18 protein-coding genes and 1 other RNA gene are annotated in these 23,427 nt (G+C 61.0%); 7 read left to right on the forward strand and 12 right to left on the reverse strand.

What is annotated here, in order from left to right:
* The first annotated feature begins 118 nt into the window (after positions 1 to 118).
* The 4 genes from AB4P91_RS23535 (at position 119) to hemN (ending at position 5,058) form a co-directional block, all read left to right on the forward strand.
* Positions 119 to 2,569, forward strand: coding sequence for a heavy metal translocating P-type ATPase (locus tag AB4P91_RS23535; RefSeq protein WP_395603825.1), 2,451 nt, complete (start codon positions 119 to 121; stop codon positions 2,567 to 2,569).
* 22 nt (positions 2,570 to 2,591) lie between these two features.
* Positions 2,592 to 2,804: a cbb3-type cytochrome oxidase assembly protein CcoS gene (ccoS, locus tag AB4P91_RS23540; protein ID WP_042558535.1), complete on the forward strand. Its 213-nt coding sequence runs from the start codon at positions 2,592 to 2,594 to the stop codon at positions 2,802 to 2,804.
* Positions 2,797 to 3,480, forward strand: coding sequence for a sulfite exporter TauE/SafE family protein (locus tag AB4P91_RS23545; RefSeq protein WP_039770036.1), 684 nt, complete (start codon positions 2,797 to 2,799; stop codon positions 3,478 to 3,480). The genes ccoS and AB4P91_RS23545 overlap by 8 nt, the downstream gene beginning before the upstream one ends.
* Before the next feature lie 195 nt (positions 3,481 to 3,675).
* Positions 3,676 to 5,058 carry an oxygen-independent coproporphyrinogen III oxidase gene (hemN, locus tag AB4P91_RS23550; RefSeq protein WP_150596843.1) on the forward strand — a complete coding sequence of 461 codons (1,383 nt, stop codon included), beginning with the start codon at positions 3,676 to 3,678 and terminating at the stop codon, positions 5,056 to 5,058.
* Here hemN and AB4P91_RS23555 read toward each other — a convergent pair.
* The gene (locus AB4P91_RS23555; RefSeq protein WP_395605000.1) at positions 5,055 to 5,537 is read right to left on the reverse strand and encodes a hypothetical protein; all 483 of its coding nucleotides are present in this window, start codon (positions 5,535 to 5,537) and stop codon (positions 5,055 to 5,057) included. The genes hemN and AB4P91_RS23555 overlap by 4 nt on opposite strands.
* A gap of 154 nt (positions 5,538 to 5,691) precedes the next feature.
* Between AB4P91_RS23555 and fnr the strand changes: the two genes are divergently transcribed.
* Both fnr and AB4P91_RS23565 read left to right on the forward strand, forming a co-directional pair.
* Positions 5,692 to 6,426, forward strand: a complete 735-nt coding sequence (gene fnr / locus AB4P91_RS23560; RefSeq protein ID WP_042558531.1) for a fumarate/nitrate reduction transcriptional regulator Fnr — start codon at positions 5,692 to 5,694, stop codon at positions 6,424 to 6,426.
* 78 nt (positions 6,427 to 6,504) lie between these two features.
* Complete coding sequence (locus tag AB4P91_RS23565; protein ID WP_028621413.1) at positions 6,505 to 7,053, forward strand: adenine phosphoribosyltransferase; 549 nt, start codon at positions 6,505 to 6,507, stop codon at positions 7,051 to 7,053.
* 135 nt (positions 7,054 to 7,188) lie between these two features.
* On the opposite strand, the gene AB4P91_RS23570 is transcribed toward AB4P91_RS23565, so the two are convergent.
* From AB4P91_RS23570 to dnaX, 5 genes are all read right to left on the reverse strand, one after another.
* Positions 7,189 to 8,337, reverse strand: a complete 1,149-nt coding sequence (locus tag AB4P91_RS23570; RefSeq protein ID WP_395603826.1) for an acyl-CoA dehydrogenase family protein — start codon at positions 8,335 to 8,337, stop codon at positions 7,189 to 7,191.
* A 208-nt stretch (positions 8,338 to 8,545) separates the two neighbouring features.
* Positions 8,546 to 9,148 (reverse strand): recombination mediator RecR, encoded by a 603-nt coding sequence (recR, locus tag AB4P91_RS23575; RefSeq protein ID WP_150594621.1) that lies wholly within the window; start codon positions 9,146 to 9,148, stop codon positions 8,546 to 8,548.
* A 66-nt stretch (positions 9,149 to 9,214) separates the two neighbouring features.
* Positions 9,215 to 10,249, reverse strand: coding sequence for an NADP-dependent oxidoreductase (locus AB4P91_RS23580; RefSeq protein ID WP_150594620.1), 1,035 nt, complete (start codon positions 10,247 to 10,249; stop codon positions 9,215 to 9,217).
* Positions 10,250 to 10,512: 263 nt separating this feature from the next.
* Positions 10,513 to 10,851 (reverse strand): YbaB/EbfC family nucleoid-associated protein, encoded by a 339-nt coding sequence (locus AB4P91_RS23585; RefSeq protein ID WP_042558527.1) that lies wholly within the window; start codon positions 10,849 to 10,851, stop codon positions 10,513 to 10,515.
* Positions 10,852 to 10,919: 68 nt separating this feature from the next.
* Positions 10,920 to 13,007, reverse strand: a complete 2,088-nt coding sequence (dnaX, locus tag AB4P91_RS23590; protein ID WP_395603827.1) for a DNA polymerase III subunit gamma/tau — start codon at positions 13,005 to 13,007, stop codon at positions 10,920 to 10,922.
* 144 nt (positions 13,008 to 13,151) lie between these two features.
* On the opposite strand from dnaX, the gene AB4P91_RS23595 reads away from it, so the two are divergent.
* Positions 13,152 to 13,901, forward strand: coding sequence for a substrate-binding periplasmic protein (locus tag AB4P91_RS23595; RefSeq protein ID WP_395603828.1), 750 nt, complete (start codon positions 13,152 to 13,154; stop codon positions 13,899 to 13,901).
* 209 nt (positions 13,902 to 14,110) lie between these two features.
* Here AB4P91_RS23595 and ffs read toward each other — a convergent pair.
* The 6 genes from ffs to AB4P91_RS23625 form a co-directional block, all read right to left on the reverse strand.
* An RNA gene (gene ffs / locus AB4P91_RS23600) (signal recognition particle sRNA small type) lies at positions 14,111 to 14,207 on the reverse strand.
* A 147-nt stretch (positions 14,208 to 14,354) separates the two neighbouring features.
* Positions 14,355 to 15,518: a putative zinc-binding metallopeptidase gene (locus AB4P91_RS23605; protein ID WP_150596836.1), complete on the reverse strand. Its 1,164-nt coding sequence runs from the start codon at positions 15,516 to 15,518 to the stop codon at positions 14,355 to 14,357.
* 168 nt (positions 15,519 to 15,686) lie between these two features.
* Positions 15,687 to 18,050, reverse strand: a complete 2,364-nt coding sequence (ligA, locus tag AB4P91_RS23610) for an NAD-dependent DNA ligase LigA (protein ID WP_395603829.1) — start codon at positions 18,048 to 18,050, stop codon at positions 15,687 to 15,689.
* Between the two features lie 86 nt (positions 18,051 to 18,136).
* Positions 18,137 to 18,997 (reverse strand): cell division protein ZipA, encoded by an 861-nt coding sequence (gene zipA, locus AB4P91_RS23615; protein WP_150594615.1) that lies wholly within the window; start codon positions 18,995 to 18,997, stop codon positions 18,137 to 18,139.
* 246 nt (positions 18,998 to 19,243) lie between these two features.
* The gene (gene smc / locus AB4P91_RS23620; RefSeq protein ID WP_395603830.1) at positions 19,244 to 22,732 is read right to left on the reverse strand and encodes a chromosome segregation protein SMC; all 3,489 of its coding nucleotides are present in this window, start codon (positions 22,730 to 22,732) and stop codon (positions 19,244 to 19,246) included.
* 2 nt (positions 22,733 to 22,734) lie between these two features.
* Complete coding sequence (locus AB4P91_RS23625) at positions 22,735 to 23,394, reverse strand: GntR family transcriptional regulator (RefSeq protein WP_042558520.1); 660 nt, start codon at positions 23,392 to 23,394, stop codon at positions 22,735 to 22,737.
* Between the last annotated feature and the right edge of the window lie 33 nt (positions 23,395 to 23,427).

Genomic DNA, 23,427 nt, shown 5'->3' on the forward strand with positions numbered 1-23,427 from the left:
CGGCGACTGAACCTGTTTTTCCGGCTCACATCAATCGGCTCCCTCTACCTCCGGGAGAGGGCTGGGGTGAGGGCAAGCGGACAACCCACATGCAAGGGCTAACCCCCCAGACGATGCCATGACCACCCCACTCCCCTGCTACCACTGCGCCCTGCCCGTCCCGTCCGGCAGCCGCTTTACCGCCGCCGTACTCGGGGAGCCGCGCGAATTCTGCTGCCCGGGCTGTCAGGCTGTGGCTGAAGCCATCGTGGCCGGCGGGCTCGAAAGCTACTATCAGCATCGCAGCGAAGCCTCGGCCAACCCCGAGGCGCTGCCGGTGCAACTGGTCGATGAACTGGCGTTGTACGACCGTGCCGACGTGCAAAAACCTTTCGTCCGCCACGAAGGCGATCTGGCCGAAACCACCCTGTTGATGGAAGGCATCAGTTGCGCCGCCTGTGGCTGGCTGATCGAGAAGCACCTGCGCACGCTGCCCGCCGTGGCCGAGGCGCGATTGAACCTGTCCAACCATCGCCTGCACGTGAGCTGGGCCGATGGGCAATTGCCGCTCAGCCAGATCCTCGCCGAACTGCGCCACATCGGTTACGCCGCGCACCCGTATCAGGCTGACCGCGCCAGCGAGCAACTGGCCAGCGAAAACCGTCTGGCCCTGCGCCAACTCGGCGTCGCCGGATTGCTGTGGTTCCAGGCGATGATGGCGACCATGGCCACCTGGCCGGAATTCAACATCGACCTCAGCCCCGAGCTGCACACCATCCTGCGCTGGGTCGCGCTGTTCCTGACCACGCCGATCGTGTTCTACAGTTGCGCGCCGTTTTTCAAGGGCGCCATGCGTGATTTGCGTACGCGGCATCTGACCATGGATGTCTCGGTTTCACTGGCGATCGGTAGCGCCTATATCGCCGGAATCTGGACCTCGATCACCGGCGTCGGCGAATTGTATTTCGATGCGGTCGGCATGTTCGCGCTGTTCCTGCTCGCTGGACGTTATCTGGAACGTCGGGCCCGGGAACGCACTGCGGCCGCCACCGCACAGCTTGTCAATCTGTTGCCAGCCTCATGCCTGCGTCTCGATGAGGCCGGCCAGAGCGAGCGCATCCTCCTCAGTGAGTTGCGGCTGGGCGAGCGAATTCTGGTGCAACCCGGGTCGATCCTGCCGGCAGACGGCAAGATTCTCGACGGCCAGTCGAGCATCGACGAATCACTGTTGACGGGCGAGTACCTGCCGCAACCGCGGGTACCGGGTGATGCGGTCACTGCCGGCACGCTGAATGTCGAAGGCGCGCTGACCGTGCAGGTGCTGGCCCTGGGCCAAGACACCCGGCTGTCAGCCATCGTTCGTTTGCTGGATCGCGCTCAGGCCGAAAAACCGCGACTGGCGGAAATCGCCGACCGCGCCGCGCAATGGTTTTTGCTGTTGTCACTGATCGCTGCGGCCGCCATCGGCCTGTTGTGGTGGGAGCTGGATTCGTCGCGGGCGTTCTGGATCGTCCTCGCCATGCTGGTCGCCACCTGCCCCTGCGCGCTGTCACTGGCGACACCCACTGCACTCACCGCTGCCACCGGGACCCTGCACAAACTCGGTCTGCTGCTGACGCGCGGCCATGTGCTGGAGGGCTTGAATCAGATCGACACGGTGATTTTCGACAAGACTGGCACGCTCACCGAAGGTCGCCTGGTGCTGCGCTCGATTCGTCCTCTGGGCGCACTGGACAGTAACCAATGCCTGAGCCTCGCCGCCGCGCTGGAAAACCGTTCGGAACACCCCATTGCCCGCGCGTTCGGCCGGGCACCGTTGGCCGCTGAAGACGTCCACAGCACGCCGGGGCTTGGCCTCGAAGGCATTGTCGGCGAGCAACGTTTGCGCATCGGTCAGGCTGATTTTGTCTGCGCCCTCAGTGCCGCCGCCGCCCCGGCGATGCCGGATGAGCCGGGCCAATGGCTGCTGCTCGGTGATGGTTCGGGGCCGCTGGCGTGGTTCGTGCTCGACGATCGCCTGCGCGACGATGCGCCCGCCCTGCTCGCCGCGTGCAAGGCGCGTGGCTGGCGCACATTACTGCTGTCCGGCGACAGTTCGCCGATGGTCGCCAGTGTCGCCGCCGAATTGGGCATTGATGAGGCCCGTGGTGGCTTGCGTCCAGATGACAAGCTGCAAGTGTTGCAACAACTGCACAAGGAAGGTTGCAAAGTGCTGATGCTCGGCGATGGCGTCAACGATGTGCCGGTGCTGGCTGCCGCCGACATCAGCGTGGCCATGGGGTCGGCCACCGATCTGGCCAAGACCAGCGCGGATGCGGTGCTGCTGTCCAATCGCCTCGATGCGTTGGTGCAAGCCTTCACGCTGGCGCGGCGCACCCGTCGGGTAATCATCGAGAACCTGCTGTGGGCCGCGCTGTACAATGGCCTCATGCTGCCGTTCGCCGCCCTCGGCTGGATCACCCCGGTGTGGGCCGCGGTCGGCATGTCGATCAGTTCGTTGACCGTGGTGCTCAACGCCCTGCGCCTGACTCGCCTGCCGAGTTCGCCGCAAGCCTGCGCCCGATCAGAAACCCGCCCGCTGCCGGCCTGAGCCGCGCGGGCATGGAGTACAGATGCCAGCTCTCTACGTGATGATCCCGGCCGCCCTGCTGATCGTGGCCATCGCCGTGTACATCTTCTTCTGGGCGGTGGACAGCGGCCAGTACGACGACCTCGACGGTCCGGCCCACAGTATCCTGTTCGATGATCAGGACCCGAACCACACCGCTGCGGTGGACGAAGCCCGCGCGCAGAAACCGGACGACAAGGCCCCTCCTCATGCTTGAACTGGCACCACTGCTGGTGTCGGCGCTGATCCTCGGATTGCTCGGTGGCGGCCATTGCCTGGGGATGTGCGGCGGCTTGATGGGCGCGCTGACCCTGGCGATCCCCAAGGAACAACGCAGTCGACGCTTTCGCTTGCTGCTGGCGTATAACCTGGGGCGCATCCTCAGCTATGCCACGGCCGGATTGCTGATCGGCCTCGCCGGGTGGGCCGTGGCCAACAGCCCGGCCGCGTTGTTCATGCGCGTACTGGCCGGGTTGCTGCTGATTGCCATGGGCCTGTACCTGGCAGGCTGGTGGAGCGGTCTGACTCGTATCGAAAGCCTCGGTCGCGGTTTGTGGCGCTACATTCAGCCCGTGGCCAATCGTTTACTGCCCGTGTCGAGCTTGCCGCGTGCTTTGCTGCTTGGCGCACTATGGGGCTGGTTGCCGTGCGGACTGGTTTACAGCACGTTGCTGTGGTCAGCGAGCCAGGGCAATGCCTTGGACAGTGCGTTGTTGATGCTCGCCTTCGGGCTCGGCACGTGGCCGGTGTTGCTGGCCACCGGCCTCGCCGCCGAACGGGTGACGGCGCTGTTGCGCAAGCGCAGCGTGCGAATGGCCGGCGGTTTGCTGGTGATTCTGTTCGGCATATGGACATTGCCCGGTCCGCATCAGCATTGGTTGATGGGGCATTAGATCCGCGGCGCGGCCTTCGCGAGCAGGCTCGCTCCCACAGGTCTGTGTACACCTCAAATCCCCTGTGGGGGCGAGCTTGCTCGCGAAGAGGCCCGCATGACCAACGCAAATCCTCCCCGTTGATGCAAATCAAGACGCCCCGCCGCGCCCGCCCCTAGACTCGCCACACTGCCAGCCTATCCGGGGAATGCCCGCATGCTCGACGCCATTCGTTGGGACACCGATTTGATCCGCCGCTACGATTTGGCGGGGCCGCGTTACACCTCATATCCGACGGCCGTGCAATTCAACAGTCAGGTCGGCACGTTCGATCTGTTCCATGCCCTGCGCGACAGCCGTAAAGCCCAGCGCCCGCTATCGTTGTACGTTCATGTGCCGTTCTGCGCGAACATTTGCTACTACTGCGCCTGCAACAAGGTCATCACCAAGGATCGCGGCCGCGCCCTGCCGTATCTGCAACGGCTCGAGCAGGAAATCCAGCTGATTGCCTGCCACCTGGACCCGGCGCAAAAGGTCGAGCAACTGCACTTCGGCGGCGGTACGCCGACCTTTCTCAGCCACGACGAACTGCGCCAATTGATGGCGCATCTGCGCAAGCACTTCAATCTTCTGGACGATGACTCCGGCGATTACGGCATCGAAATCGACCCGCGTGAAGCCGACTGGTCGACCATGGGCCTGCTCCGCGAACTGGGCTTCAACCGCGTCAGCATTGGTCTGCAAGACCTTGACCCGGCAGTGCAGCGCGCGGTCAATCGCCTGCAAAGCCTGGAAGAAACCCGCGCGGTGATCGACGCCGCGCGCACGCTGCAATTTCGCTCGATCAACATCGATCTGATTTACGGCCTGCCCAAACAGACCCCGGAGAACTTCGCCCGCACGGTGGAAGAAGTCATCAGCCTGCAGCCGGATCGGCTCTCGGTGTTTAACTACGCGCACTTGCCGGAACGCTTCATGCCACAGCGGCGGATCAACGGTCATGAACTGCCGAGCCCTGCGCAAAAACTGGAAATGCTCCAGCGCACCATCGAACAACTGACCGCCGCCGGCTACCGCTACATCGGCATGGACCACTTCGCCCTGCCCGACGACGAACTGGCGATCGCCCAGGAAGAACAAACCTTGCAGCGCAACTTCCAGGGCTACACCACCCACGGTCATTGCGATCTGGTGGGGCTGGGTGTGTCGGCGATCAGCCAGATTGGCGACCTTTACTGCCAGAACAGCAGCGACCTCAACGAATACCAGAACACCCTCGCCTCAGCGCAACTGGCGACCAGCCGTGGCTTGGTGTGTAACGCCGACGACCGGCTGCGGCGGGAAGTGATTCAACAATTGATCTGCAATTTCAGCCTGGACTTCGCCGAGATCGAGCAACAGTTCAACATCGATTTTCAAGGTTACTTCGGCGCTCTGTGGCCTCAACTGCAAGAGATGGCCAAGGATGGCTTGATTACCCTTGATCGCGAGCGAATCGAAGTATTGCCGGCCGGACGACTGCTGGTGCGCTCGGTGTGCATGGTCTTCGACGCTTACCTTGAACAGCAGAATCGCCAGCGCTTCTCGCGGGTCATCTAGTTTTTCATCAACAGCGAACCCACTTTCATGTTCTGATCAGAGGTCAGACCCGACTGCCCCACCACTTTGGACAAAGCCAGATTGGCGGTAATGAGACCAGTGTTCAACGCGGCAATTGCGCCGCGCAGAGCGGCAACCTTGATGATCTTTTCTTCGTTGGAAAGGCGCTTGTCGGCCATGATCTTTTCGATGAGTGCCTTTTTCTCGGCGATCTGTTTTTGCAATTTACGGATCATCTTCAGCAGTTGCTGGATGTTCTCGGGCAAGCCGCTCTCTTCGATGTCGCGATTATCGCCACCGGAACCGGCCGATCTTTCGATTGAAGCACCGGACAGCGACACTTTGACGCCTTCGACCAAGGTCGGGGTTGCCTGTGTAGTCGATTCGGCGTCGTGGTCTTTGTCGTCGACATTTTTAAACGTGTCCGACATTGCCTCAACACCGCTGCTAGCGGGGCCCAGTGTACCAATGGCAGCCATTGAATCGGTTCCTTCCAAAGCTCTGATAACAGTTTATCGGCCAATGGCCCTGCGGCTTTACACCCGCGGGACAAACTCGCCATTGACTGGCCTGAATGTCCTCCCGTGAGTTACCCTTACGGCTTATGTGTGTTTTCCCACAAGGATTGAAGAAATGTCCGAGCCAGTCAAACTGCGCGCTCACAACCAGGCCCATTGCAAGGATTGCAGCCTGGCACCTCTCTGCCTGCCACTTTCTTTGAATCTGGAAGACATGGATGCGCTGGACGAAATCGTGAAACGCGGCCGCCCGTTGAAAAAGGGTGAGTTCCTGTTCCGCCAGGGCGACACGTTTGATTCCGTTTATGCAGTACGCTCCGGCGCCCTGAAAACCTTCAGCCTGAGCGATTCCGGCGAAGAACAACTCACCGGCTTCCACCTGCCGAGCGAACTGGTCGGCCTGTCCGGCATGGACACCGAGAAACACCCGGTCTCCGCTCAAGCACTGGAAACCACTTCGGTGTGCGAAATCCCTTTCGAGCGCCTCGACGAACTGGCCCTGCAACTGCCGCAGCTGCGCCGGCAGTTGATGCGCGTGATGAGCCGCGAGATCCGCGACGACCAGCAAATGATGCTGCTGCTGTCGAAGAAAACCGCCGACGAGCGTATCGCGACCTTCCTGGTCAACCTGTCGGCACGCTTCCGCGCTCGCGGGTTCTCGGCCAATCAGTTCCGCCTGAGCATGTCGCGCAATGAAATCGGCAACTACCTGGGCCTGGCGGTGGAAACCGTGTCCCGCGTATTCACCCGTTTCCAGCAAAACCAACTGATCGCTGCCGAAGGCAAAGAGATCCACATTCTCGATCCGATCCAGCTCTGCGCCCTGGCTGGCGGTTCGCTGGAAGGCTGATCTCGACCCGCGGCCGAGCGAATCGATTCAGCCGCGGGTATACTGCGCCGTTTGCAGCCCTGCCAGGACACCTCGACGATGGTCTTCGACTCCTTCGACATCAAATCCCTGATCCGCCCCGTGATCGACTTCCCGAAACCGGGCGTGATCTTTCGCGACATCACCCCGCTGTTCCAGTCGCCAACGGCCCTGCGCCTGGTGATGGACAGCTTCGCTCACCGCTACGTCGAAGCCGACTTCACGCACATCGGCGCGATGGATGCTCGCGGCTTTCTGATCGGGTCGGTATTGGCCTATCAGTTGAACAAGCCGCTGGTGCTGTTCCGCAAGCAGGGCAAACTGCCGGCCGACGTATTGGCTGAGGGTTACGCGACCGAGTACGGCGAAGCCTTCCTGGAAGTGCACGCCGACAGCCTGTGCGAAGGCGACTCGGTGGTGATGTTTGATGATTTGATCGCCACCGGCGGCACGCTGATTGCGGCGGCCAACCTGATTCGGCGCATGGGCGCACGGGTACATGAGGCGGCGGCAATTATTGATTTGCCGGAGCTGAATGGTTCGCAGCGTCTACAGGATATGGGGATTCCGACGTTCTGCCTGACGCAGTTTGCCTTGACCGATAAGTAAGCGGCGCCTGTACTGAAGCTATCGCGGGCAAGCCAGCTCCCACAGGGATTTCGGTCGTTCACAAATATTGTGTATGCCCCAAAAACCTGTGGGAGCTGGCTTGCCAGCGATGAGGCCAGCAGCCTCACCCAGGATTCAAAGCCCCATTTGCTTGGCGATGATCTCGTTCATCACCTCCCGCGTCCCGCCGCCGATCGACAAGATGCGGTTATCCCGATACAGCCGCTCCACCAGACTTTCACGCATGTAACCCAAGCCACCGAGTATCTGCACTGCCTCCGTGGTGATGCGGTCCGAGGTGTCCGTAGCAAAATTCTTGGCCATGGAAATCTCCTTGATCACACTGTGCCCCGCTGCCATTTTCGCCGCTTGCCGGTAAGTGAACTCACGCGACACCTCCAGCGCCGTGGCCATTTCGGCGAGGCGATGCTTGATCACTTGAAACTTGCCGATCGGCTTGCCAAACGCTTCACGCTCGCGTGCCCACTTCAGGCTCTCCTCAAGCGCAAGCTGCGCGGTCATGTTGGCCATCAGTGCCAACGCCAGCCGTTCGCTCTGGAAGTTGCCCATGATGCAGGCGAAGCCCATGTTCTCAGCGCCGATCAGGTTTCCTACAGGCACCCGGCAATCGTCGAAGAACAATTCAGCCGTGTCCGATGCCCACCAGCCCATTTTCTTCAACTGCCGGCCAACGGTGAAACCCGGCGTGCCCTTCTCGATCAGCAGCAGACTGATGCCGCCAAAACCCGGCGCGCCAGTACGCACCGCGACAGTGTAGAAGTCGGCGCGAACGCCGCTGGTGATAAAGGTCTTGCTGCCGCTGACGCGGTAGAAGTCGCCGTCGCGCACGGCCCGGGTTTGCAGGTTGGCGACATCGGAACCGCCGCCGGGCTCGGTGACGGCCAGCGCGTTGATCTTGTGGCCGCTGAGCACTTGCGGCACAACGCGATCGCGCACTTCAGGTCGCGCCCATTTGACGATGGGCGGCAAGCCGATATCCAGCGAGCCGAGCCCGGCTACCAAGCCACCAGAGCCGCAGCGCATCAGCTCTTCACTGGCGGCCACCTTAGCGAACAGATCGCCTTCATGGCTGCCGCCCAGTGCTTCGGGATAGCCAATGCCGAGGATGCCGGCGGCACCCGCTTTCAGGTACAGCTCACGGGGGAAGCTTTCGGCTTCTTCCCACGCATCAATATCCGGCAGGACCTCGCGCTCGACGAAACGTCTGACGCTGTCGCGGACCATTTGGTGGCTGGGGTCGAAGTATTCCTGAAAGGCAGGCATGGGCGAGCTCCATCGAAGAGTTCGCCGACGTTAACCGAGCGCTTGCTTGGTTTTCAACAATATTGTGTGAACCTGATAGACCGAGGCGCCTGCATCGTTGGCAAGCCAGCTCCCACAGGTTTCTTTGGTGTACACAATATTTGTGAGCGACCGAAATCACTCTGGGAGCTGGCTTGCCAGCGATGGGGCCACAACAGGCAATGAGGATTTAGAGCGCGATCGGTTTACGCCCGGCAAACGAATGCGCCAGCGTCCCGCCGTCCACCAGTTCCAGCTCGCCACCCAGCGGTACCCCGTGGGCAATCCGCGAAGCGATCAGGCCTTTGTTGTTGAGCAACTGAGCGATGTAATGCGCCGTCGCCTCGCCCTCCACCGTCGGGTTGGTGGCCAGGATGACTTCGGTAAACGTACCCGCTTCTTCAATCCGCGCGATCAATTGCGGAATGCCGATGGCCTCAGGCCCGAGGCCGTCCAGCGGCGACAAATGCCCCTTGAGCACGAAGTAACGCCCACGGAATCCGGTTTGCTCGACCGCGTAAACATCCATCGGTCCTTCCACCACGCACAGCAACGTGTCGTCGCGGCGGGTATCGGCGCACTGTGGGCACAGATCGTCTTCGGTCAACGTCCGGCACTGGCGGCAATGCCCCACCCCTTCCATGGCCTGGCTCAGCGCCTGGGCCAGGCGCGTACCGCCGCTGCGGTCACGTTCGAGCAACTGCAGCGCCATGCGCTGGGCAGTTTTCTGACCCACACCCGGCAGAATTCGCAGGGAGTCGATCAGTTGGCGAATCAAAGGGCTGAAGCTCATGGGTAAAAAGTCCGACAAAACAACGAGACGCGGTTTATACCCGCGCCTCTGGCCAGCGTCAAATACTCAGTCCTGGGCAACCCGCACAACCAGTTTGCCGAAGTTGCGTCCTTCCAGCAGACCGATAAACGCCTCGGGCGCCTGCTCCAGGCCTTCCACCACGTCTTCACGGAATTTGACCTTGCCGTCGCGCACCCACGGCACCATGTGGCTGATGAACTCCGGCTGACGATCACCGTAGTCGTCGAACACGATGAAGCCTTGAATACGCACACGCTTGGTCAGCAACGTGCGTTGCAGCATCGGCAAGCGATCCGGGCCTTGTGGTGCTTCGTGGGCGTTGTACCCGGCAATCAGGCCGCACAGCGGAATACGCGCCTTGGGATTGAGCAGCGGGACAACGGCGTCAAAGACATGCCCGCCCACGTTTTCGTAATAGATATCGATGCCATCTGGACAGGCCTTGGCCAGTTGCTCGGCGAAATCCGCAGCCTTGTGATCGATACAAGCGTCGAAACCCAATTCCTCGACCACGTACCTGCACTTCTCGGCGCCACCGGCCACGCCGACCGTGCGCAGGCCCTTGATCTTCGCCACTTGGCCGACCACCGAGCCGACAGCGCCGGATGCGGCAGCCACCACCAGAGTTTCGCCTTCTTTCGGCTGCCCGATGTCCATCAGGCCCATGTACGCGGTCATACCGGGCATGCCCAGCACCCCAAGGGCCATCGACGGGCTCGGCAGACCGGAAGGGATCGGCATGATGTCGCGCCCGTCGCTGATGCTGTGGCTTTGCCACCCGGTGGCACCGACGACCAAATCACCTTCATGGAATTTCGGATGACGCGAACGCTCGACTCGGCTGACAGCCCCACCGGTCATAACCTCGCCGATTTGTACCGGGGCGGCGTAGGACGGTGCGTCACTCATGCGCCCGCGCATGTAGGGATCGAGCGACAGGTACAGGGTCTTCAGCAGCACCTGGCCGTCTTCGAGATCCGGCAGGGCTTCGCGCTCCAGGCGAAAGTTCTCGGGGGTCGGCGCGCCAACCGGGCGCGAGGCCAGCACAAAGCGCTGGTTGAGGGTCAGAGGGTCGGACATGTCAGCGTCTCCTGTGAATGATGAATTCTGGGGTATAGGGAGCAGACCATTGTGGTCGTGACGGGTTCGATGTTGTTTCAATCAGACCGAGGTGACTTCTTCGCGAGCAAGCTCGCTCCCACAGGGAAATGCATTTCAAATGAGGGAGCAAGCTTGCGCGCGAAGGCGCCCTCACCGTCAACACGCATCTCATCGGTCAGAAACAAAAATGCCAGGCGCAATGCCTGGCATTTTGTGTAGCTCATCTGCCGCCGGATGGCGAATCAGAATGGCAGTTTCATACCCGCTGGCAGGTTCATGCCGGCAGTCATGCCGCCCATTTTTTCCTGGCTGTTGGCTTCGATCTTGCGCACGGCGTCGTTGACGGCGGCGGCAACAACGGCCTCGAGCATTTCCTTGTCGTCTTCGCTCAGGCCTTCAACCAGACTTGGGTCGATGCTGACGCTTTTCACGTCATGACGACCGGTCATCACCACGGTGACCATATCGCCACCGGCCTTACCGGTGACTTCGGCGTTGGCCAGTTCTTCCTGCATCTTGGCCATTTTTTCCTGCATCTGCTGCGCCTGCTTCATCAGGCCGGCCATGCCACCTTTCATCATGGGAATCACCTCAAAAGTACTTGGATCAAAAACAGCGCCCGGCGATTAACACCAAACGCCTTCAGTTATTAGCCCTGAGTGACCAGAGCGTCGACAGGTTCAATAGTATCGCTTCGCACGACCGCGCCGAACTGCTGAACCATCTGCTGGATGAACGGATCACCGTGGATCGACTCTTCAGCTTCGCGCTGGCGGTTGACGCGCCGACGCGAAGCAGCCTGTGCCGGGGTTTCCTGCTCAGGCTTGATCAGTTCGATGGTCAGGCCCAGCGTGCGGCCATGGTACTGGTTCAACGCATCGTTGAGACGACGCTGTTGAGTGGCGTTGAACAAGGCGCTGTGCGCCGGGTCCAGGTGCAGCAACCAATGGTCGCCATCGACCGCGATCAATGTGCAGTTGGCGGCGATGCTGCCAGTCATGCCCGAGATCGGCAATTTAGGGAACAACTCCAGCCACTGCAACGCCAAACCTGTGGCCGGCATCGCGGCGGGCTCAGGCTCGGGTTCCGGGGCCGGCTCTGCGGCGTGTTCGCTGGCCAGTTCGTCGAGGTAACTGTAGGCCGAATCCATGTCCGGCTCGATGTAATCCTCATCCAGCGGCGGCTCATCGTCCGCGTCCATGCCCGGTGTGGCGGCATCGACTTCGGCAACACTCGGCTCAGGGATCGGCGCCGCGGCCCACTCTGGCGCATCCGGAACGACGCTGTCCGGGGTCGGTAGCGGCATCGGCGGCAGGTCAGGCTGCTCGGCGGCGGTTTCCAGCATGGGCTCGACGGCAGGTTGCTGCACCGACTCGGGTTCAGGTTCTACCGGATCGTCCCAGGGCAGGTCGACGACGGCTTCGACGGCGACCGGCTCGGGCTCTGGTTCTGGCTCAGCTGCAACCACAGGCTCGGGAGCCGGGGCGGAGACTGGCGCAGGTGCAGGTGCAGCCACTGGCGTTGGCGTAACAGCCGCAGCGACCACCGGCGCAACGTCAGGCTTGGGCGCGGCAGCCACGGAGTTTGCGGAATCAACTGTGGCCTGGCTGATCCCCACTGGCTTTAGCGGTTGTCTCGGCGCGTCCACCGTGTCCGCGGGCCTGAAGGCCAACATTCGCAGCAAGACCATTTCGAAGCCGCCACGCGGGTCGGGGGCCAGCGGTAAATCGCGGCGCCCGATCAGGCCCATCTGGTAATAGAACTGCACGTCTTCGGCCGGCAAGGCCTGTGCCAATGCCAACACCCGATCACGGTCGCCATGGCCGTTGTCGACACCGTCCGGCAACGCCTGAGCGATGGCTACGCGGTGCAACACATTGAGAATTTCCGAAAGCACGCCGTTCCAGTCCGGGCCCTGCTCGGCCAGGTGACGGACGGCTTCGAGCAACGCCTTGGCATCGCCTTTGATCAACGAGTGCAGCACATCGTAGACCTGGCCGTGATCCAGCGTGCCGAGCATCGCCCGCACGTCGGTGGCCATGACCTTACCTTCGCCGAAGGCGATGGCCTGGTCGGTCAGGCTCATGGCATCACGCATCGAGCCGTCAGCGGCACGACCCAGCAACCACAGTGCGTCGTCTTCGAACGGCACGTTTTCGGCGCTGAGCACGTGGGTCAAATGCTCGACCACGCGCTCAGGCGTCATGTTCTTCAGCGAGAACTGCAGGCAGCGCGAAAGAATCGTTGCCGGAAGTTTCTGCGGGTCGGTGGTCGCCAGGATGAACTTGACGTACGGCGGCGGTTCTTCGAGGGTTTTGAGCAGCGCATTGAAGGAATGGCTGGAGAGCATGTGCACTTCGTCGATCAGGTAGACCTTGAAGCGCCCACGGCTCGGCGCGTACTGCACGTTATCGAGCAGCTCGCGGGTGTCTTCGACCTTGGTGCGGCTGGCGGCGTCGATCTCGATCAGGTCGACAAAACGGCCTTCATCGATTTCGCGGCACACCGAACATTCGCCACACGGGCTGGAAGTGATACCTGTCTCACAGTTCAGGCATTTGGCAATGATCCGCGCAATCGTGGTTTTACCCACCCCGCGCGTACCGGTGAACAGGTACGCGTGGTGCAGCCGCTGGCTGTCCAAGGCATTGATCAGAGCCTTGAGCACATGGGTCTGGCCGACCATTTCGCGGAACGAGCGCGGACGCCATTTACGTGCAAGAACCTGATAACTCATCGAAAACCGTCGCAACGAAGGAAGCTGAAGCGGCTAATGCTAGCGGAGCAAGGGCAAAATTGCATCCGGTGTCCTTCTCTAATATGGCTAAGCTGCATGAGCAGAGGCTTTCATAGGCTCGGGATCGGAATTACCGGAGCGTTTATGCGTTGGGCCATGGGGGCAATGCTAGGGGTGAGCCTGAGCGTCACGGCAGCGGAAACACCGCTGCGTTTCGTCGTGCCCGACAGCTGGGCGATGCCCATTGTACAACTGGAACGCGGCCACCCGACTCAGGGCATCCTGTACGACATCATGCTCAGCCTGGCCACCCAAGTCGGCGTGCCAGCGCAGTTTGTCGTCCTGCCGCGCACGCGGGTGCAGAGCTCGATGGAACACGGCGAGATTGATGTGCGTTGCTACGCCGCACAGTCGTGGCAGCCGAATCAGTCCGGCGATTACATCTGGAGCCTGCCGCTGCTGTTTCAGCGAGATTTGCTGATCAGCCGCCAGGGTTTGCCGAACACACTCGACCCGGCTGACCTGCCCCGCCAATCGATAGGCACCGTACTCGGTTACACCTACCCAACCCTGCAACCGCTGTTCGATGCCGATCAACTGCAACGCGAAGATGCGCGCAATCAGGAACAGGTGCTGGAAAAACTGCTGGCCGGGCGTTATCGCTACGCCGTGAGCAACCAGTGGACACTGGACTGGTTCAACCAGCGTCTGCCCTTCGAACAGCAACTGCACGGCGTGGCGGTGCTACAGGAGCAGCATGTCGGCTGCTATGTGAGGAATGATCCGAACGTGCCAGCGCAGAGGATATTGCGCACGCTGCTGCGGATGAAAATGTCGGGGGAGATTGATGAGATTATCCGGTTGTATACCGGCAAACCCGAAAACACCCACTAACCCTGTGGGAGCTGGCTTGCCAGCGATGGCGGAATATCAGTCAAATAGATGAATCTGGACCACCGCTATCGCTGGCAAGCCGGCTCCCACAGGGTCATCGTCAACATTGAAATTAGTGCTGATTTGATAAATCCCAGACACAAAAAAACCGCAGTGGGCGAAACCCATGCAGTTCGGTTGAAGCGTTCGATTGTTCGTTAAGGTGGTAACCCCACCAGCCACACCCCGGCACACAATGTTCCCGCTGTGGCTGCTGCCTTCCGGCTCTGACCAGGTTCACGGGTAATCGTTGCGGGGGGACCGATGGGGTCACCATAACGACGCTTGCCTATCGGCGAGCCGCGCCATTGTACCTATCTGAGACGAAGTTACAACCGTTGGTTGCAGATAAAAAATATGAGCAGGTTCAAGGACATGCGTTATGCCCGAAATGGCCGCCGCCTGCGGCAGCTTCTACAGGGCCAGCACCTCGTCCGCCCTGCCGCCCGCCTGCTGGATGACCAGATGAATGAAATGCAGCTTGGCAATCGCCGGCGCCGGCAGCACGAACGGATAGAAATCCGGCTGACCCATGCTGCGTGACAGTTCATTGAGCATGCCTGCCAGCTCGATCCACGCGTTGACGAATGCCAGGAACGCCTCCCCACCCGGGTGTTCCGGGTCGTACAACGTACTGGTCGGAAAAGGCTGATAGTCGAAGTCCATCTCACGCGCGCTCATGCCGAAACCCAGCGCGGTATCGACTGCGTCCATCATGTGCAGGTAATGCGCCCAGGTTTCCGCCCAGTCTTCCCATGGGTGCATGGTCGCGTAGGCGCTGACGTAGTGTTGCGGCCAGTCCAGCGGCGCGCCCTGTTGATAGTGGCGGTCGAGCGCCTCGGCGTAGCTGGCGCGCTCGTCGCCGAACAGGTTGCGAAAAGAGTCGAGCCACGGGCCGTTGGCGATCAACCTGTCCCAGTAATAGTGTCCGACCTCATGACGAAAATGCCCGAGCAGCGTGCGATACGGCTCGTGCATCTGCGCCCTCACCTGCTCGCGGTGGGCGTCGTCGGCTTCTTTGATGTCGAGGGTGATCAGGCCGTTGGCATGACCGGTCATGGGCGCGTTGCCTTCGAGGTCGACGCCGATGAAGTCGAAGGCCAGCCCGGCGTCTTCATCCACGGTTTTCGGGATGACCTGCAGGCCGAGGGTGATCAGTTGCGCGACCAAGCGACGTTTGGCGATTTCAACCTTGCGCCAGCGCTCGGGGTTTTCCGGGACGGACAGGTCGGGGATGGTGCGATTGAGGTTGCAGGCAACGCACAGGGTGTCGTGATCGTTGGCGGCCAGCAACCAGTTGCACGCGGCGGGCGTGTCGAGATTGGCGCAGCGACGGAACAGGCCGGCCCCGGGATCGACATCGAGCGTCCAGGTGCCCTCGTTCGGGCCCGGCTGCAGCGAGGTGAGGCGACTTTCTTCGGGTTGATAACCGAGCAAGGCGTTGCAGGCCAGACACTGGCTGTTGCGAAAGAACAGCGACTGACCGCAGCGGCACGGCCAGACTTTGCTGTTGCGTGAAGACTCGGCCATGAACGGCGCGACGATGCGAGAACTGAGCTGCTCGAAAAAGCGGTACATGGCGATCTCTCCCTGGGGCTTGCCAAGACTAGATCATTGCCATGACAACATCGTTCCGCGCTTCAATTGGGGAACATCAAAAGATCGCAGCCTGCTGCAGCTCCTACAGGGGATCAGTGTACGGTCACATAGACGTGGCGAAACACTGACCCCGCAGGCTGCGATGTTTTAATCTTGAACGTTCAAGCCATGGGTTTTGAGGAAGGCGATAAACGCCTCTTCATCCATCACCTTCACGCCCAGCTCATTGGCCTTGGTCAGTTTCGAACCGGCACCCGGCCCCGCAACCACGCAATGGGTTTTCGCCGACACGGAGCCAGCCACTTTCGCGCCCAGGCTTTCGAGGTGATCTTTAGCGACATCGCGACTCATCAACTCGACCTTGCCGGTCAGCACCCAGGTCTCGCCGGACAGCGGCAAGCCTTCGACAACTTTCTTCTCGCTCTCCCAATGCATGCCGAAATCACGCAGCTGTTTCTCGGCGTCCAGGGCAAGCTGACGATGCTGCGGCACGGCAAAAAACTCGCGAACCGAATTCGCCTGCTTTTCCGGCAACGCCTGGCGCATGTCCAGCCAGTCGGCGTTCATCACCGCTTCCAGCGAACCGAACTTGTCCGCCAGTTTTTGCGCCCCGCCCGGGCCGACCGAGGGGATGTGCAGCTTGTCGAGAAAGCCACCGAGCGTGGTGCTGGCGGCGAACTCGGCGCCCAACTCGCCCTGATCCTGAATCTGCAAACCATGGCCCAGCAATTCGCTGATCACCTGCTGGTTATGCGCGTCCTCAAAGAAGCTGTGAATCTCGTGTGCCACTTCCAGACCCACATCCGGCAGGTAGGTCAACACTTGCGGCAAGGCTTGCTGCACACGCTCCAGCGAACCGAGCGAGCGCGCGAGCACCTTGGCGGTCTCTTCGCCGACATCGGGAATGCCCAGCGCGTAGATGAAGCGCGCCAGCCCCGGCTGCTTGCTGTGGGCAATGGCTGTGAGCAATTTGTTGCTGGAGACCTCGGCGAAGCCTTCCAGATCGACGATCTCGTCGAACTTCAGTGCGTACAGATCGGCCGGCGAACTGACCAGACCTTCGTCGACCAATTGCTCGACGCTCTTGTCGCCCAGGCCTTCGATGTCCATCGCGCGACGCGAGACGAAATGGATGATTGCCTGCTTCAGTTGCGCGCCACAGGCCAGCCGCCCGACGCAGCGATACACCGCGCCCTCACTGACGGTTTCCTTGCCTTTGCTGCGTTTGATCAGCTGCGTGCGCTCGACGTGCGAACCACAGACCGGGCAGTTTTCCGGGATCGCTACCGGCCGCGCATTTTCCGGACGGCGTTCGGTGACCACTTGCACCACTTGCGGAATCACGTCGCCGGCGCGGCGGATGATCACGGTGTCACCGATCATCAGACCCAGTCGTGCGACTTCATCCATGTTGTGCAGCGTCGCATTGGCCACGGTGACGCCCGCAACCTTGACTGGTTTCAAACGTGCGACCGGGGTGACGGCACCGGTGCGGCCCACCTGGAATTCCACGTCGAGCAACTCAGTGAGTTCTTCCATTGCCGGGAATTTATGCGCGATCGCCCAACGTGGTTCGCGCGCGCGAAAGCCCAGTTCACGCTGATCGGCAATGCTGTTGACCTTGAACACCACACCGTCGATTTCGTAGGTCAGCGCGTTACGCCGTGCGCCGATGTCGCGGTAGTAATCCAGGCACTCGCCAATGCCCTTGGCCAGCTTCAGTTCATGACTGATCGGCATGCCCCACTTCTGCAACTGTTTGAGGTTGCCGATGTGCGTGTCGGAAATATCGTGAGAGACCTGACCGATGCCATAGCAGCAGAATTCCAGCGGACGGTTGGCGGTGATCTTTGAGTCGAGCTGACGCAGACTGCCGGCCGCCGCGTTACGCGGGTTGGCGAAGGTCTTGCCGCCGACTTCCAGTTGCGAGGCGTTAAGACGCTCGAAACCAGCCTTGGACATGAACACTTCACCGCGTACTTCCAGGGTCGCCGGCCAGCCTTCGCCGTGCAGCTTCAGTGGAATATTGCGCACCGTGCGCACGTTGACGCTGATGTCTTCGCCGGTGGTGCCGTCACCGCGCGTGGCGCCGCGCACCAGTACGCCATTTTGATACAGCAGGCTGACCGCCAGGCCATCGAGCTTCGGCTCGCAGCTGTATTCCACCACCGAGCCGCCGCCGAGCAGATCACCGGCAGGCAAGTCCAGACCCTCGGTCACCCGACGGTCGAACTCGCGCATATCGGTTTCTTCAAACGCGTTGCCGAGGCTGAGCATCGGCACTTCGTGACGTACCTGCGTGAATGCGGTGAGCGCCACGCTGCCGACGCGCTGGGTGGGCGAATCGCTGGTGATCAGGTCAGGGTTGGCCGCTTCCAGCGCCTTGAGCTCATGAAACAACCGGTCGTACTCGGCGTCCGGAATGCTCGGTTCGTCGAGGACGTGATAACGGTAGTTGTGCTGATCGAGTTCAGCGCGCAGCTCTAGAATGCGGTTTTTGGCGGCGGTCATGGGTGTTCTCTCATAAAGCAAAAGAGCAGCCGAGGCTGCTCAATCTATATTGCTGATTGCCCCGGATAGCGAGGCAACCTTTGGAATCAACGCTTTTGGGTCAGGGCGCGGCGCTCGAATTCGACGATGCGCTGACGGTAGTGCTCAATGGTCTGCGCGGTCAGAACGCTGCGCTGATCATCTTTCAGCTCGCCGTTCAATTCCTGGGACAGCTTGCGGGCTGCGGCCACCATCACGTCGAAGGCTTGCTTCGGATGACGCGGACCTGGCAGGCCAAGGAAGAAGCTCACCGCCGGGGTACTGAAATGGTCGATGTCGTCCAGATCAAAGATGCCCGGCTTGACCGCATTGGCCATGGAGAACAGCACTTCACCATTGCCGGCCATGCTTTCGTGACGGTGGAAAATATCCATCTCGCCAAAACGCAACCCGCTTTCCAGAATGTTCTGTAACAGCGCCGGGCCTTTGAAACCGGCGGCGTCGCGGCAAATCACGCTGATCACCAGGACTTCTTCGGCTTGCGGTTGATCCTTTTCGACCGCAGCAGACGCTGGCTTGGCGTCTTCTACGAAGTCGTCACGGCTGCTGAAGCTCGGGCCGCCGTCCAGATCCAGATCGAGGTTCAGGTCGCCCTGGGCCGGACCGTTGCTGCCGCGCTTGCCACGTTTGGCGCCGGATTCGCGAGGCTCGCGTGCTTCGCGGGCCGGCATGCTCACCGACGGCAGATCGTGCTCGTCCAGTTGCGGTTCCTTGTGTGTGTCCAGTACGCGGGCCGGGCCCAACAGCTCAGGGCTGGTGTCCTCGTCCGGCAGGTTGGACAAACTTCGATCAAGGCGGAATTTCAGTTTTCCCTTGCCGCCGCGCATCCGGCGCCAGCCATCGAAAAGAATACCGGCTATCACAATGATGCCGATGACGATCAGCCACTCGCGCAGACCGATTTCCATGTAATCCCGTGCCTCTATAAAAAATGCTGAAAAATAAGGGGTTTACACTGTGCAAACCGCTTTAAAACGTGGCGCCAACTCTATGTTCTGACAGGCGTTTTGCCCACGTATACGAAAAATTGACATTAAACTAGCACGACCATAGACAACTTTACACCGTCTGTCGAAATCGCTGCGCAAATTGTGGGCTCGCTTCGCTCAGGCTTCGAGCCGCAAGCTTCTAGCTTGTAGCTCAAAGCTGCGCCGCTAGGCGTCCACCATTGCCATCGCCTCCTCGACATCCACCGCTACCAGTCGCGAACAGCCCGGTTCATGCATCGTTACGCCCATCAACTGTTCGGCCATTTCCATGGCGATCTTGTTGTGGGTGATATAGATGAACTGCACGGTCTGCGACATCTCTTTGACCAAGCGTGCGTAGCGTCCAACGTTAGCGTCGTCCAGTGGCGCGTCAACTTCATCGAGCATGCAGAACGGCGCTGGGTTCAACTTGAAGATCGCAAAAACCAGTGCCAGCGCGGTCAGGGCTTTTTCCCCGCCGGAGAGCAAATGGATGGTGCTGTTCTTCTTCCCTGGCGGCTGCGCCATGATCGTCACCCCTGTATCGAGTAGATCTTCGCCCGTCAGTTCCAAATACGCGCGGCCACCACCGAAAACTTTTGGGAAAAGCGCCTGTAATCCGCCATTGATCTGATCAAAGGTATCTTTGAAACGGTTACGGGTTTCCTTGTCGATCTTGCGGATGACGTTTTCCAGGGTTTCCAGCGCTTCGACCAAATCGGCGTCCTGCGCATCCAGATAACGTTTACGCTCGGATTGTTGCGTGTATTCGTCGATGGCCGCGAGGTTGATCGCGCCCAGACGCTGAATCCGCGCATTGATCCGTTCGAGTTCTTCTTCGGCTTCGCGTTCACTGGCTTGCGCAGTCAATGTGGCGAGCACGCCGTTGAGATCGTAGCCGTCTTCGAGCAGTTGATCCTGCAGGGCCTTGCGGCGCACGGTCAGGGCCTGCCACTCCATGCGTTGCTGTTCGAGCTGACCACGGATCAGCTGCGATTGCTGCTCGGCTTGCGTGCGGCGCTTTTCTGCGTCGCGCAGTTCGCGGTCGGCATCTTCGAGCGCGATCTGCGCAGTCTTGAGTTCTTCATCGACGGTCATGCGCTTGTCGAGCAGCTCTTCGAGTTTCAGGCGCAGTTCTTCCAGCGGTGCTTCGCCCTCCTCCAGATTCAGACTCAGCTGTTCACGCTTTTCGGTCAGACGCTCGGACTGCATTTCCAGACGTTCCAACGCCTGGCGCGTGGAGTCGTGCTGCGCGCGCAGCGAGCCGAGACGCACGGCCAGTTGGTGCGCGTGATCCTTGTGCTGCCGCGCTTCCTGACGCACGCGGTCGAGGCGTTCGCGCAGGCTGTCGCGCTGGGCCAGCAGCAACTCGCGCTGCTCGGTGTCCAGCGCCATCGCATCGAGGGCTTCCTGTAAATGCATGCGCGCTTCGCCGATGTGTTCGTGCTCCAGCGCACGTTGTTCGCCGAGTTCGACCAGCTCTTCATCCAGACGGGTACGACGCAATGTCAGCTGTTCCGCCTTCGCTTTACCGGCGGACAGTTGCGCTTTCAGTTCACCTTGCTGACGCGCTTCGTCTTGCAGCAAACGACGCAGATGCTCACGACCGTTTTCCTGCTGACGCTGCTGCGCGCGCAGGGTTTGCAAACGGTTTTCCATGGCTTCGACCGTGGCTTCACGCTCTTCGCGTTCAAGATGCAACGCTTCGATTTCCTGGCCACGGGCGAGCATGCCGCTTTCCGCTTCACTGGCCCGTCGTACGCGCAAAAAGTACCGGCCGACCCAATAGCCGTCGCGGCTGATCACACTCTGCCCGACGCCCAACTGGCCGCGCAGGGCCAATGCCTGCTCCAGACTGTCGACCGGTTTGACCTGACCGAGCCACGGCGACAGATCGATCTGCGCCTCGACTTTGTCCAGCAGACTGCCTGCCACCCGCACGCCGTCGGTGCCAGGGCTGAGCAGGCGCAAATCGCCCTGTGTAAACCCGGACAAATCGAAGCCGCTGAAATCATCGACCAGCACCGCTTGCAGATCGGCGCCGAGCACGGTTTCTACCGCCAGCTCCCAACCGGCCTCGACCTTCAGGCCTTCAGCCAGACGCGGACGCTCAGCGAGGTTGTGTTCCTTCAGCCATTCAGCGGTGCCGGTGCCCGGATCGAGCGCCGCTTGCTGCAAGGCTTCAAGGGAGGCCAGGCGACCATTGAGGCGCTGTAAATCGCCCTGCGCCTGTTGCTGCGCGGCCAGCGCCTGCTGGAGTTCCTGACGCAGTTGCTCAAGCTTTTCGACCTGGGCTTCTTCGCTGGTCTGCAAATCTTCAAGGGTCGCTTCGGACTCGGCGAGCTGCTCGTTGAGTTCCATGATCGCCGCGTCTTCGGGGTCCGCCGAGAGCAACGCACGCTCTTCGCCGAGGCGCTTTTGGCGATCGGCCAGACGCTCCATGCTGGTTTCGAGCTGCTGAATGCGCGACTGCTGCACTTCGGCCTGACGCCGCGGTTCGGCAGCAGTGAGGTTGAAGGCGTCCCACTGCTCCTGCCAGCCGTGCATGACGCTTTCGGAATCTTCGAGTGCAGCGGCGGCTTCTTCGGCAGCAGCGCTGGTGATTTCCTGCTCGGGGGTGAGCATGTCCAGCTCTTCGCCAAGGGTCAGCAGCAACGTGCGGTCGTGGCCCAGATGCGACTCGGTCTCCAGTCGCGCGCGCTCGGCTTCTTTCAAGTCGTCCTGCAACTGACGCAAACGTTGCTGGCCGTGCTGAATGCTCTGCTCGACCCGGGCGATGTCACCGCCGACCGAATAGAAGCGGCCCTGCACCAGATTGAAGCGTTCGGACAGGTCGTGATGCCCGTCGCGCAAGCGTTCAATCGCCGCGTCGGCGTTACGTTGCTCGGCGACCAGCGCTTCGAAACTGATTTCCTGGGTGCCGATGATCGACTCGCGCTGGCCGACCTGATCGTTCAGATCCTGCCAGCGCAGGGCCGACAGTTGCGCCTTGAGCTGACGCTCCTCGGCTTTGAATTCCTGATACTTCCTGGCGGCCTCGGCCTGACGGTGCAAGCGTTCGAGCTGACGTTCGAGCTCATCGCGCAGGTCGGTCAGACGGGCGAGGTTTTCGTGGGTGCGGCGGATGCGGTTTTCGGTCTCGCGCCGGCGCTCCTTGTACTTGGAGATGCCCGCCGCTTCTTCGATGAAGTTACGCAGGTCTTCAGGCTTGGACTCGATCAGCTTGGAGATCATCCCCTGCTCAATGATCGAGTAGCTGCGCGGGCCCAGACCGGTGCCGAGGAAGATATCGGTGATGTCACGGCGACGGCATTTGGTGCCGTTGAGGTAATAAGTGGTCTGGCTGTCGCGGGTCACTTTGCGGCGAATCGAAATCTCCGCGTAAGCCGCGTATTCGCCCAGCAGCGTGCCGTCGGAGTTGTCGAACACCAGTTCGATACTCGCCTGGCTCACCGGCTTGCGGCTGGTCGAACCGTTGAAGATGACGTCGGTCATCGACTCGCCACGCAGGTTTTTCGCCGAACTTTCGCCCATCACCCAGCGTACGGCGTCGATGATGTTCGACTTGCCGCAACCGTTCGGCCCGACGACCGCCGCCATGTTACTGGGGAAGTTCACCGTGGTCGGGTCGACGAAGGATTTGAATCCCGCCAGTTTGATGCACTTGAGCCGCACGCTTAGGCGACCGTCAGGGCAGACACCACCAGATCGCAGCTGCGCTGGGCGTAAGCCGTCAGCACGATGCGGATCTGCGGCAGGTCACGGGCGAGCACGGCAGCCAGCAGGCGCTCGAACAGTTCGAGGAACTCGCTCATTTCCGCCTTGCGCTGTTCGAGGGCGAGGAAGTACGCGCGGCTCATGGCCGGCTGGAGGTTCTCGACAGTTTCTTGCAGGTACGGGTTGTTGGCGAACGGATACGCGGCGCGCATGACGTTGAAACTGTCATCGACGAACGTGCGGATGTCCTGACGCTCGTAGCTGGCGGTCAGGCGCTGCTGAATCTGCACGAACGGGGCCATGTCCGACTGGACCTGCCAGCCATTGGCCACCGAATTGCCGAGCAGGATGTACAGCTCGCTCATCAGCGTGCACAGGCTCTGCACCTTGTGCGCCGTCAGTTCGGTGACATGCGCGCCACGGCGCGGCAGGATCGCGATCAGGTGGCGGCGCTCGAGGATCAGCAAGGCTTCGCGGACCGAACCGCGGCTGACGTTGAGCGCCAGCGTGACCTTCTGTTCCTGGATGCGCTCTCCCGGCTTCATTTCGCCACGAATGATGCGTTCGGCGAGGTGGTGAGCAATTTGCTCGGCGAGGCTGTCCGGGGCCTTGAACGTCATGGTGTCCTTCAAATTCTATCGATCTGCACAAGC

It is taken from the genome of Pseudomonas sp. B21128, from assembly GCF_044218865.1.
GTDB lineage: Bacteria > Pseudomonadota > Gammaproteobacteria > Pseudomonadales > Pseudomonadaceae > Aquipseudomonas > Aquipseudomonas iridis.